The following is a 13,438-nucleotide window of genomic DNA, read 5'->3' as shown; positions in this document are numbered from 1 at the left end:
AGCTAAGGATACGCTGCGTCTCCCGTTTTCCTCGGGTTGACCTCACAACATGCAATTAGCCATTTATCACACAACAAAACACGTCACCTTCTACACAGACACAACAGTCAGATCAATCCTGGTTGTAGGTCAATCCTGGCAGGCTGTTTGCCTTGTGACCTCATCCTGAAAAAACCACAGATTCAGATGCCAAAATGGCTATAGTTATGAATTCGAAACAGGTATCAAAAATTCTGTTAATCCAGGCGCTTGAACAATCGGACCCACAAGGACGATACATCTCACACTCCAACAGACAGCGAGCCAGCCAACAAGCAAAAAAAAGCTCGCCCCACGAACTACTCTCATCAGCAGAGAGCTCTATCCAATTTTTCAACAATCGAGCGGAATCTCTCTGGAATTTTCTCTCCACTTCTTACCCCATGATCACGGAATCGTTTCGGGGCGCTCAGGCTACAATTCCATATACCATCGTGGCGATACCGGCCTTTGCTGTCGGCCTGTTTATCAATGGGCTCGGAACGACCCAACGAGTCAATCTCTTAAACTTTCCACTCTTGATTCTGCTTTTGTGGAATATGGGGACCTATGCGGGTACCATTCTGCCGCCGCTGCTGGGAAAGGACCTAACCGGGCCACTTCTCCGTCACCTGGCCAAAGGATTTGCCACCGTGGCGGAATGGTTGGGGAAAGGACCATGGCCAAAAATTGCTTTACCTGGAGGTGCGGTCAGAGAATGGGTTCTTCAATCTTCCGAACGATTTATGAACCTGTGGTGGAGGCACTGGCATCCCGTCATTATCAGTCGCGTTCGTCATCTGCTGCATATTGGATCAGCCTGTCTGGCTCTAGGCATCATCCTCAGTATGTACGTCCGTGGACTAGTTCTAGATTATCAAGCCACGTGGGAAAGCACCTTCTTATCAGCGGCACAGGTGCATTCGGTCTTATACGGACTCTTGGGACCAGCAGCCTGGCTTCTGGGTTTTCCCTTTCCATCAGCCGAAGACCTTGCACTTCTTCAAGCTCCCGGCCAGGGCTCTGCTGCTCAGTGGATTCACATGTGGGCACTGACGGCCTTTGTGAGTATCGTCATACCTCGGATAACTCTGGCCTGGCTATCCGCACGATTCGCACACAAAGCCGCTCAATCCTTTACGCTCCCTCTCGATGAGCCGTATTATCTGCAGCTGCTGAGTACCGAACGCGGACAAGGCATCCAAATTGACATTGTGCCCTATAGCTATCAACCTTCTCCGGCCGCTTTAGATTGCTTGGGACAATGCCTCCTGGATCTCATTGGCAATCAAGCGACCTTGCATTGGAGAGACCCACTTCCTTATGGACAGACAAGCGTTACCTGGTTGCAGGCAACGGCCTCACCTCAAACGGTGGTTCTTCTCTGTAATTTGGCGCAAACCCCGGAAGCGGAGGTGCACGGCGAACTCTTTCACATGGTTCAAGCCTCAATTGAATCCTCTACCTCTAATGGACAACATCACTTACTCCTTGTTCTGGACCAGGAGCCCTATCGGCATCTTGCTGATCAGACACAAATGAGAGAACGTCAACAAACCTGGCAACGACTCGCCAACGACTACCATCTACAAATCGTGGCCTTCGATGCCAAGGAGACATCCCGCGACCAGCTTCTGGAGAAGGCCCAAGCTGCTTTGTGGCCTCCAAAAAGGTGAGATGACATGACGGCCCTTTCTTCTTCTATCACGCTTTCACTCATTTCCCATACCAATATCGGGAAGACCACCTTGGCCCGCACTCTGTTGCGTCGCGACGTCGGACAAGTGCTCGATCAGGCCCATGTCACGCTTCAAAATGAACACTTTGTATTGCTGGAGACTTCTGATGGTTCCCGACTCAACTTGTGGGACACCCCAGGCTTTGGAAATAGCCACAAGCTTTTGGATCGTCTTCAGGGACTCACCAACCCGATTGGGTGGATGGTGTCTCAAGTTTGGGACCGTATAGCAGACAAACCGTTTTGGTGCAGTCAGCAAGCGATCCGAAACGTCAGGGATGAAGCTGACGTGGTGTTATACCTCGTCAATGCGACAGAAGACCCATCCATGGCGGGCTATCTTCAACCTGAACTCGACCTCCTCACTTGGCTGAATAAACCCGTCATCGTGTTAGTGAATCAAACCGGTCTGATCGATCCGCAACAACAGCGACAATTGGAATCCCTTTGGAAACAACACTGGCTTAATCAAGGTGTCATTAAAGACGTGATGAGCTTGGATGCCTTTACGCGTTGCTGGGTTCAGGAAGGTGTGTTATGGGATCACATCACTCAGGTCCTGCCATCGGAAAAACGCCCCACAATGGAAAAATTAGGAAAGGCCTGGTATGTCATCCACCGGCAGATCTTTGATACATCCATGACCCATCTCACTCAACTCTTGATCGAGACCGCTTTGGATGGAGAATGCCTTCCCCAAGAGCCGACGGGGTTCTCAAAAAAGCCGCAAATCAAAAATGCGATTCAGACACTGGACCAACGTTTAGCACAACGCATCTCAGGCGTCACCGCAGATCTTATTGAGTTACATGGGCTAACCGGCGATGCCGCGCACACACTCAAATCCAGGATTGAAGATGTGACTGTGCCAGGTGAAAAAAAACCGTGGGAAGAGGAAACGTTCTGGGGAGCACTGGCCAGTGGCGCGGCAGCCGGATTGGCTTCGGACTTAGCCACCGGAGGACTCTCTCATGGCGCGTTTACCATTGGAGGAGCGATCCTTGGAGCATTCGCCGAACGGACCTATGCCAAAAGTCAGGAAACAGGCAATTCCAATCGGATTTCCTGGGTCCCTGCCTTTCTTGACCGGCAAACGCGGGATGCCTTGTTACGCTATTTAGCGGTGACCCATTGCGGGAGGGGACGGGGAGATTACACGGACCCAAGAGAGTTTCCCGTTTTTTGGCAACGCGCCGCCGAGAAAGTTCTTGAACAACAAAAAGACGCTCTACACCAAATGTGGAAATTGGCTCGATCGCCGCAACCCACAACAGCAATTACGGATCACCTCCAGGCCAAACTCGTTCCTCTACTCTCAAGGATGAGTCAGGAAATTTTAGGCCAATTTTATCCCGAAGCCAAAAATTGGTTAAAAAAATCTCCGGGCTAGCATCTTCCGTTTTTCTGGTACACCCCTTGACAAATTTATCGAGTCCATAAAGGGGGAAACCAATGATCTATCTTTTTCTGAGGAGTCTGAGCAAGGCTCTCTTCTTGAATTAGCTCGAGGCTATTATGAAAAAACTTGTCAATCCCTGACAGCCCATGAACAATTAACGCCCTACCATTTGTCTTAGGATTACCGTATTCATGAAACTTAACCGTCTACCACCAGGACTACCGATTAAGATTTGACTTAAAAATTTGACGCTGCCTGCTGTTGGACGCCACGGTGGTAGGCTCAGTCGCATGCACAAACATGGCCATTCGACGGGGACTCAAGTAGGCCAGGGCTGGCAGGGGTATATCTTTCACATGGAGGGCTTGCTTGATTTCCAACTCAGGCTCTTGTGCCAAATTGACCAACATTCCATCACTTCGGCAAATCCAAGGCGCATACAATAACACTGTCGGTCTGGTGGGTTGATGAATATTGATCAATGAAACGACCCCGAGAAATCCATCCGATAATTCCACCATGCTCCCCGGTGGATAGACCCCAATGGCCTGCACCAGGGCTTGCACTACTTCCGGGCAGAATCTGGACGATTCTCCCTTCATAACCACGTGGCGAAAGAGTCGGGACAACGCCGCATGAGGAGTAAGACTCGTTTGTAGATCAGGAGCATTGCAAAGTTCATCATAATGGTCCGCGACCATAACGATTTTGGTCGGCAATGAAAGGGCGTCTGCTCTCATGGCATTTGGAAATCCCGAACCATCCAGTCGTTCATGATGCCGTTCAATCATTTCCAATACTGCTGGACTGGTATCAGGGAAGGATGCCATCAGCTGTCGCCCTACCTCCGGATGGCGTGGCCCCAACTCGGGATCCGATTGGATTTTCATTCCAACCGCACTAAATCGTACATTCATGGGTAACGCCCGATAACCCACATCGTGGAACAACGCTCCCCGCCCAAGCTCAAGTAATTCCTCGACTTCCAAACCCAACTGACGGCCGATGAGGAGGGATAGAGTGCATACGTTGAGTGCATGTTCAGACAGGCCCCACGTGGCCCCGTTACTGCCGACCACATCGATTAACGACATCGCCGTTTTGGGATGTTGTATGGCCGTCACAATACTCGTGATCATTGCATCCGCGGTTTTACGTCCGGACTGCCGGCGATCACTCAGTTGCCGGAACAATTCATTCCCCTGTCCCAGGGTTTTTTGATATGCCCCTTCAATCTTACGCAGGTGATTCTGAAATTCATGGTAATCCTGTCGCCGGTCCAGGATTGTGGATAGGGAAGATTCTTTTATCAGTGGTTCGTCGTCTTCCAGGTGATCGGCTGTTGAATCGGAAATGGCCTCCGTGTCTTCCTCCCTACTGACGATCTCCTCATGGTCCAGGGGCCGCCGGTTTTCATCCGGAACATCCTCAACATCGAACGAGGCCGACCGTTCGGGATCTTGAAGAATGACGACATTTTTGAGGGCTTGAATGGTCGTCAGATCATCAGAGGATTTGATTTGAAAGGTATTCGTGGGAAAAGGATGGCTGAACCAGGACCCTTCGAGTTTGACAAATGTCCCGACCCGAAGATCCCGGGTATCTTCAACTTTAACGAACGGCATAGAACAATCTCTTTTTCAGCTAAAAACCAAAACATCGATCTGGGAATGACTACAATTACGGGACTAAGCAGAAAGCTCCAGACTTTTTCGGAATATTTTCCTTATGGGTTAAGTCTTGACACCTGCCGACAGTAAATAAAGCCTTTCCCCTTCATGCCGAGTGAACCTCACCACACCAACCCGCCCCTTTTTTTAGGCTCGGTCCCCGCTCCCCAAGTCTTGTCTTGGATCCATGTCCCCTTTGGGGTAGACTTGGTTTCGGATCGTTTTTGACATCCTTTTCAGGAGACCCAAACGATGCAAGCTCCTCCCATCGCTCCCACCAATCTTCCAGATACTATTCCTGAGGCTTTTTTCGCCCTCTCCGCCATCGCCTCCGATCATGTGGTCATGCAAATAAAAGAAGGAGAGGGCTATCGACAATACACGTACGGGGAAGTGTCACTGCTCATTCGGAGATTGGCGAGCAGTCTTCATGAACACGGACTTGGTCCGGGTCACCGTGTCGCCCTCGTTGCTGAAAATCGCCCGGAATGGGTGATTGCTCATCTCAGCATCCTCACCGTCGGCGCCACAGCCGTTCCACTGGATATTCAAATGCCACAGGAGCAACTGCTGTCCTTCCTCACCACTTCCAATAGTCGGCTCGTCTTCGTCAGCTCAAAAACCGTGGCCTTGATTCAAGGCCTTCCCACCACGATCACCGTCGTGAACATGGACCCCGCTACCAAATCCCCCCACCTGCCCATGAAAAATCTCATATCACAAGGACAGCAGAAACCGTCCGTCGATAGACAAGTGAATCCGGACGACGTGGCTTCGTTACTCTATACCTCTGGCACCACCAAAAAACCCAAAGGCGTGCTACTCACTCACCGCAACTTTATGGCCAATGCCAAAGACATTATGAGGAAAGATTTAGCGGGACCGGAAGATAATTTTTTAGTCATGCTCCCTCTGCACCATGCCTATCCCTTTATGATCGCCTACCTCGTCCCCATTCTCTTGGGCGCCAGAATGACCTTCTTATCTTCACTCAAGGGACCGGATCTGGTGCAATGTATCCATGAAACCGGAATTACGATCGCAGTGGGAGTTCCCCAAATTTTTTCCATGATTCGTCGGTCCATATTTGAAGAACTCGGCCGGCGTCCCGCGTTCGTCCGTCCGCTAATCACGCTTCTACTTGGCCTGTCAGATTTTGTGAGAACCCATACCCGATGGAATCCGGGACGACGTATCTTTACCCCGGTTCACCGCCGATTTGGTTCCTCCCTTCGACTGCTGTGCTGCGGCGGAGCCAAACTCGATCCACAAATATCGAAAGACTTAGGGAGCCTTGGATTTACCATTCGGGAAGGATACGGGCTCACTGAAACGGCGCCCGTGATTGCCTTCAGTTCCTTGTCTCGACTGAAACCGGGTTCCGTCGGTCCACCACTCGCCAGTGTCGAGGTGCGAATCGATCAGCCGAACGAAGAAGGAATAGGAGAAGTGGTGGTGCGAGGGCCTAATGTGATGAAGGGCTATGACAAAGCACCGGCTGAAACGGCAGAGGCTATTCGTGATGGCTGGTTTTTTACCGGAGATCTGGGCTATCTGGACTCAGACGGATACCTGTTTCTCACCGGACGGATTAAGGAACTGATCGTCACACCTGGAGGAAAAAACATTCTTCCCGAAGAATTGGAAGAGGCGTACCAACAGAATCCGGCGATCGCGGAACTCTGTATCCTTGGACTTCCACGCGCTGGTGAGGAGGGCGAACATCTTCATGCGGTGGTCGTCCCAAGTTTTGATTATTTACGAGAACACCAAATTCATGATTCCGCCACTTACATCAAAGATGCGCTGAATAGTGTCGCAGCAACTCTTCCCTCCTACAAACGGATCAGTGGTGTGACCTTCATCAAGGATCCCCTTCCACGCACGCGCTTAGGGAAAATCCAGCGACATCTTGTTCGAGCCATGACGCAATCTAAGCAGACTGCCGTAGAACCCGGACCGGAGCATGAACCTGAGACCGACCAGGAGATTCGCCAAACAACCATCGGCCAAGTGGTTATCCAAACCCTTGTCGGGCTGGTTTCAGCCGACCGCGCCCTACGATTGGACGACCACCTGGATCTGGACTTGGGATTCGACTCCTTGAAACGCGTCGAATTTCAAGCAGCCCTCGAAAGCCGTTTGGGAGCGGTCCCGGAAACGTTCATGGGAGAAGTCGTTACAGTGCGTGATGTCATAACCAAGCTCATGGCCATTCAGCAAAATCCCGCTGAGGACACAGAAACCACCTCCTCCTGGCATCAGATCTTCGAAACCCCACTCCCTCCAGCCCTGAAAAAGACAGTCCTCGCTCCGCTTTCCCGAGGGAATAAAATCATCGGGCAGATAGGCATGGCTATTGTCGGAAGCCTCTCCCGTATAGCCTTCCCATTGACCGTCAAAGGCATCACACATGTGCCCAAGGAGGGGCCTTTTATCCTGGCGGCCAACCATCTGAGTTTTGTTGATCCCTTTATTATTTTGGCGACCGTGCCACCATCCACCTTTACGCAACTCTACACTCTTGGCTGGGAACCGTTTTTTCGATCACCTTTTCGTCGATGGGTCGCGCGTGTGGGTCATGTGATTCCCGTGGGGCCGGAGACGCCCCTGGTCAATGTCCTTAAGGCCTCAGCCGCCCTTCTCCGGAACGGGAAAAGCCTCCTGATTTTTCCCGAAGGGGAACGGAGCCTTGATGGGCAGCTCCTTCCCTTCAAGAAAGGTCTCGGGGTTCTTGCCTGTGAATTACACATCCCAATTATCCCGGTCAAAATCGAAGGAAGTTTTCAGGTCTGGCCCCCCGATGCCAAGACACCTCAACGTCATCCCATTTCCCTCACCTTTGGGGAACGGCAAACCTTTACCCCATCCATGGTGGAAACATGGACAAACAGAGGGGAAGACCCCTATTTAGCAGCGACCCAGTTAATCCGTAAGGCTGTGGCATCTCTTTAGCAATATGGGGGAATTTTTCAACACATCCCGCCTCACCTAGACCTTCCAATATCTTGCGCCTTTTTCCCATTAAGAGAGTTCTATGAATGAAAGAAAAAGCAGCTAATTGTGATTGTTGCACCGGAAAAACAACTGTCCAATGGGTCACAATCCTTTGACAATCCTTCCAAATGTTTCTAAATTGGTATGGGAAACTTCGACTGAAATGACCGGTTCACAATCAAAAAAGGAGACATCATGAGCGACCATCGCATTCATGAGGAACATCCTCACACACACGGTCCCGGTTGTGGCCATACCTTTATCCGGCACGAGGACCATCAAGATTACCTTCATGATGGACATCTGCATTTCCCGCACAATGAACATGTGGATGAACACACCTTGGCTGTAGGGACTGCGAATCCGGCCGAATGCACGTCCGACCACGATTGCGAGGTACATGAGTCCTCCCATCGACATGGGCCTACATGTGGGCATCAAACGGTTCCGCACGGCGACCATACCGATTATCTGGTTGACGGCCATTTGCATTTTCCGCACGGTGCCCATTGCGACGACCACGGCATGGTCCAAGTGGGTTAACTTCTTTCACCGAATCAGTCCGGCCTGTATCTGATAAAGCAGGCGGGGCACACACACCAGATGTCTGGACAACAATTGTGTCACCAAGGTCTTCTCTTTTGAGTTGCACATCGCGTGACATCACGGGACATTTTGACGGCATGTTCATACTCTTGATGACAGCCTCTTCACCATTCATGACAAATCCTCGCAAATACGGTCATGTAAATACGAACTCCAACACTTTAATCGGACTTCATGCTCTTTCAGCCGCTCATACGATCCAGAAATGGCAGAACGACCGCGGTTTACTACCTGCAGGATAAAGCGAAAAAAGAAACTCTTTCAATGAAGCCTTCTGAATGCGAAGGAACCCAGTATAGTGACCTGGGAATCAGCCACAATCGTATTTTCATGAACAGACCATATTCGCTCCCATTCTGCTTTTGACATACGATGGATGGCATGCAGAGCTGGGATGCGGCGTCAATACGAAAGGTAAGGAGCGACGCTGGCGCGTGTTTCAAATGCCCGGGAAACCCTACGCACATTGTTGCTGAGCACACATTTCGATCGTGAGATTTCTGATGAAGAATCTGCAAAAAATATTGATGGGAGTGTGATGAAAGAAGAAAATCTGAAAACGGGGATTTCGGACATCACCGCAATTCTGGAGAATCAATTCCTCACACACCAAACAGAGGCCGGAGGAGATTTCACACCGGCCGAAACAATAAAGTCACATTCGGTCTGTCATGAATCAAGAACCTCACGAAGAGCCCACGCGAGATCCTTGATCAACAGCGGCTTTAAAAGAAAAGCCCGTATCCCCATGGCTTTGGCCTTTTCCGAGGTCATACTGTGACTAAACCCCGTACACAGAATTATAGGCACGTCGGGTCTAAGTTCTAACAATTGGCGCGCCAGAGCTTCGCCGGTGATATGCGGCATCGTTTGATCGGTCACCACCGCATCAAATCGAAAGGGATCTGCCCGAAAGGCTTCCAGAGCTTCAACGCTACTCGTACGCACCATAACCTCATACCCCAACCCCTTCATTGCCTCCTCCCCAAGCCTGGCGAGGGCCTCTTCATCTTCCACAAAAAGAATTTGCCCTCGGCCCATAAACACATCTTGTGTCAATGGAAGATTTTCCTCTGGATAATTTGCCGCCTCCATCTCCGGAAAATAAATGCTAAAAATAGTTCCCTGTCCAGGTTCACTCTCCACCTTAATTACACCGCCATAACTGATGACGATTCCATGGACTACGGCCAAGCCCATTCCCGTCCCTTCACCGACCCTTTTTGTGGTAAAGAAGGGATCAAAGATGCGTTGGAGGACATCCGGAGTCATACCCGTTCCAGTATCTCGAACAGTCAGGCATACATAGGCACCTCCCTTTAGGTCAGGAGCTGCGCCGATCCCCTCAGGTGCACCAATCACACGCTCCAACTTCAATTCAAGAAGACCTCCGCTTCCCCGCATCGCATATTCGGCATTGGCACACAGGTTCATCAACACCTGATGCATTTGGATGGGATCTCCTAATATGATCGAGCTCGCCTCAGTGAATTGTTGACGAATGTCGATGGTCGCCGGAAACGTGGCACGAAGGAATTTGCCAACCTCCTTGACCAACACTTGAAGGTCAAGCGGCTGCTGCATTTGCTCGGTTTGCCGACTAAATGTCAAAATTTGTTGCACCAATTCCTTGGCGCGCTGCCCGGCTACCAACACCTCATCAAGATTCTTTTGTGCCCTGTCATTGTTGCTGGCACTCTGTTTGGCAAGTTCCGTATACCCAATGATCGCCATAAGAATGTTATTGAAATCATGGGCAATACCGCCTGCCAAGGTCCCAATGGCCTCCATTTTTTGAGATTGGCGAACCTGATTTTCCAGCTGTTTCAATTGAGTGATATCCGTGTTGGACCCAAACCATTTCACCACCTGCCCCTCAGAATTAAAAACAGGTAGAGCCCGCCCGAGATGCCATCGGAAGGAATGGTCTGACCCCCGCAGTAGGCGAAATTCGATTTCGTAGGGTTGGCTGGTTTCACGTGCCCTGTCCCAGCAATCCAGACATCCAGGCAGATCATCCGGATGCAGAAACCGCTGCCACCCATGACCGATCATCTCCTCAAAGGATGAGCCGAAATACTCGAGAACCCGTCGATTGACATAATCTAAAGACCCATCAGGGCGTGCCGTCCATACCTGCTGTGGGATCGCTTCATTTAGAAGTCTGAAACGTTCTTCGCTCTCCTGGAGAACGGTCTCTGCCTGCTTCGTCTAAGTAATATTAAAGATGACTCCACGCAATTTCACAGGTCGATCACATTCCACCACCACGGTCACCAGATCTCTCAGCCAGATCATCTCCCCGTTCTTCTTGAGAAATCGGTATTCTATTTCATAGTTCTTTTTCTTGAGAATGGCTTCCCTGCCATATTCCATCACCCGGCTTTTATCAGCTACATGAAGACGATCCCAGAAAAAGTCGGGATTTTCTAACCATTCATTTATGGGATACCCCAACAAGCGTTCCGCCTGCTGACTGACAAAGGTAACCCGATAAGAAGGCAACTCACACTCCCACACAATCCCCTCCAGTGAATCGACTAATGTCAAAAAGTCCTCTTTCGATTTATTAAACGCTTCCTCGGTTTGCTTGCGCTCGGTAATATCTCGAAAGGTGACGACCGCGCCTGTCAGATTCCCATCCTGCCAAATTGGCGTGCTGGTATAATCCACTGGGAAACTGGTGCCGTCTTTGCGCCATAAGACTTCATCTTCAACCTGCCGAAAAACCCCGTCCGAATAGACCGCATACATTGGGCAGGCTTCACTGGGATAAGGAGAACCATCGGACTTGGAATGATGGACGGTTCCGTGCATAAAGGATCCAATGAGCTCCTGGGGCGCATACCCCAACATTTTTGCCCCAGCCGGATTGACAAAGGTGGTCCGACCTTGTAGATCCAATCCATAGATCCCGTCACCAGCGGAGGAGAGGATCAGTTCGTTCTGACGGGACAACTGCTGAGCCTCCTCCTCTGACTTTTTCCGTTCCGTAATATCGTGTGTGACCGCCAAATGTTCAATTTCATTCGTGATGGGATTCTTGAATGGCACCGCATACGTTTCTATCCAACTTCTGGTGCCTTTGAGGCTCTGAACCTCAAATTGAAGGGTTTGTTTCTTCCCCTGTATTACCTCGTGATGCATTTGCTTAAAGGCATCCAGATGCTCAGGCACGACGAGGTCAAAAACGGAACGTCCAAGCACGTCATCGGCATTTGTCGCTTCGATTAAATCCAACCCCGCAGGATTAATGTGGAGCAGGGTTCCATCGGCGGCAACCCGTTTAATGCAACCCGGCCCCATTTCAAAAATAAGGTGTAACAAGGTTTCACGTTCTGTCCGTTCCAATTCCGCCTGCTTCTGCTCCGTAATATCCTCCGAAATTCCCAAAAGATATTGAGGGGTTCCCTGACCATCTAAGATCGGAATTTTTTTGGTATGCAGATACCGTGTCCCATGAAATTGGGTGTGAATGACTTCATCCGGGATATCAATCAGGGTATGACCTAGTAAGACTTCTCGATCCTTCCTGGTATAAAAGTCTGCTTCCGATTTGGGGAACAAATCGTAGTCGGTTTTCCCGATCATCGCTTCCTTGGAATAGCCAATGAGCTTTTCTCCGGCTTGATTAAAGCGGATAAAGCGGAGATCTTTGGCATCTTTCACGAAAATCATATGCGGGAGATTATCCACAATGGAGGTCAAAAACCGTTGACTGTCCTGCAAATGGATTTCTGCCTGTTTTCGGGTGGTGATATCTTGAACGATGCCAAGCATTCGTTGGTGGAGACCATCCTGATCTTTAACAACCTGCCCCTTGCAGGCGATCCACCGGACCTCCCCGGTTGGCCACACGATTCGATGCTCGACTTCATAAGGCACCCCGTTCTCCAACGTTTTTCCAATGATTTCTTTAAGCATCGAGCGATCATCAGGATGAATGCAGTTTTCGTAAGCCTCAAATGTTTCATCAAGCATCCCGTGCGCTAACCCGAAGAGCCCGGCCACTTCCTCCGACCAGATAAGATGGCCGGTCGGAATATGCCAGTCCCATATCCCCATATTTCCCGCCTTCAAGGCCAACGTCAGCCGTTGCTCACTTTCGGAAAGCAAAGCTTGCGTGCGTTGCTGTTCGAGCTGTCGTTTCGATTCACTGGAGGTGAGCGCCTCTTCCGCCTGTGCGGCCTTCCAAGTCAAATTCTTGGCCGCAACAGCGCGATGCACCATCTCAACCACCTCTTGCCGGTCATAGGGTTTGATCAAGTGTGCAAATGCATGATGTTGCAGAGTGAGGATTTTTTCCTTTTGATCGCCATGCGCCGTAAGAATGACCACAGGAAGGGTGGGATCTTGGCCATACAGCCGTTGAAGGACAATCAGCCCATCAAGGTCAGGCAAACCTAAATCTAGGATGACGGCACTATAGGAATGAACCGGAGACACCCGACGTAACGCTTCGCTTCCGGTCTCCACGGTCTCAACCCGATACCCTTCACTTTCCAGCAGATCACTCAAAGCCAGACAAATGTCCACCTCGTCATCCACAACAAGGATAGTGGGTGTGGTGGTTCTCACAGCCTCCATCTTTCTCCCTTTGCTTTCCTCATTTTCTGCCAAAATGGCCTTTGGTAGAGAAGCTTGGCCGGAATCGTGGAGGTATTGTACGCCATTTGAATGAAGGGTCAAACCCAGTGGCTCTATCAGGGATCTAAAAGATTTGTGAGTCTCCCAATCCATGAATATGATTGAAACCCTTGAACATCAACAAAACCAACGGTCTGGCAACCTTTGGCACCGGCTGAGAATGACAGGCAGAGACCAGAAGGAGACGAATTGGGTCAGAATTTACGGGAGGTCATGATTGTGGATGCGTTTTTTTGAGGACCAACTTGCCGATGCAGGAGGCACTCTTTGCCCAACGCCCCTCTCAAGGTTCTCAAACATTCAAAAAACTTCCGTTATTTTATGAGTTTTTAGTTGTTTTAGTGACGGCACGAAACTTGAGAT

Annotated in this window: 7 protein-coding genes and 1 pseudogene; 4 read left to right on the top strand and 4 right to left on the bottom strand. The window is 50.3% G+C overall.

Annotation, left to right across the window (positions count from 1 at the left end; translation table 11 throughout):
* Positions 1-206: 206 nt before the first annotated feature.
* Together LX98_RS19675 and LX98_RS19670 are read left to right on the top strand one after the other, a co-directional pair.
* Positions 207-1,694, top strand: a complete 1,488-nt coding sequence (locus tag LX98_RS19675; protein ID WP_496430456.1) for a DUF2868 domain-containing protein — start codon at positions 207-209, stop codon at positions 1,692-1,694.
* 6 nt (positions 1,695-1,700) lie between these two features.
* A complete protein-coding gene (locus LX98_RS19670) occupies positions 1,701-3,146 on the top strand; it encodes a DUF3482 domain-containing protein (RefSeq protein ID WP_496430455.1) in 1,446 nt (481 codons plus the stop codon).
* Positions 3,147-3,373: 227 nt separating this feature from the next.
* Here LX98_RS19670 and LX98_RS19665 read toward each other — a convergent pair whose 3' ends face one another.
* Entirely contained in the window at positions 3,374-4,780 is a 1,407-nt protein-coding gene (locus LX98_RS19665) for a DUF3391 domain-containing protein (protein WP_496430454.1), read from the bottom strand.
* Between the two features lie 297 nt (positions 4,781-5,077).
* On the opposite strand from LX98_RS19665, the gene LX98_RS19660 reads away from it, so the two are divergent.
* Together LX98_RS19660 and LX98_RS19655 are read left to right on the top strand one after the other, a co-directional pair.
* Positions 5,078-7,780 (top strand): AMP-binding protein, encoded by a 2,703-nt coding sequence (locus tag LX98_RS19660; RefSeq protein ID WP_496430453.1) that lies wholly within the window; start codon positions 5,078-5,080, stop codon positions 7,778-7,780.
* A 237-nt stretch (positions 7,781-8,017) separates the two neighbouring features.
* Positions 8,018-8,365 (top strand): hypothetical protein, encoded by a 348-nt coding sequence (locus LX98_RS19655; protein WP_496430452.1) that lies wholly within the window; start codon positions 8,018-8,020, stop codon positions 8,363-8,365.
* Positions 8,366-9,097: 732 nt separating this feature from the next.
* Here LX98_RS19655 and LX98_RS19650 read toward each other — a convergent pair.
* From LX98_RS19650 to LX98_RS19640, 3 genes and pseudogenes are all read right to left on the bottom strand, one after another.
* Positions 9,098-10,012 (bottom strand): ATP-binding protein, encoded by a 915-nt coding sequence (locus LX98_RS19650; RefSeq protein ID WP_496430636.1) that lies wholly within the window; start codon positions 10,010-10,012, stop codon positions 9,098-9,100.
* Between the two features lie 15 nt (positions 10,013-10,027).
* A pseudogene (locus LX98_RS19645) lies at positions 10,028-10,603 on the bottom strand (PAS domain-containing protein); the annotation flags it as partial.
* A 36-nt stretch (positions 10,604-10,639) separates the two neighbouring features.
* Positions 10,640-13,015, bottom strand: a complete 2,376-nt coding sequence (locus tag LX98_RS19640) for a PAS domain S-box protein (RefSeq protein ID WP_496430451.1) — start codon at positions 13,013-13,015, stop codon at positions 10,640-10,642.
* Between the last annotated feature and the right edge of the window lie 423 nt (positions 13,016-13,438).

This window comes from Nitrospira marina (assembly GCF_059568365.1).
The sequence above is the reverse complement of the archived record's forward strand: the minus strand, read 5'-3'. Positions and strand labels throughout refer to the sequence as shown.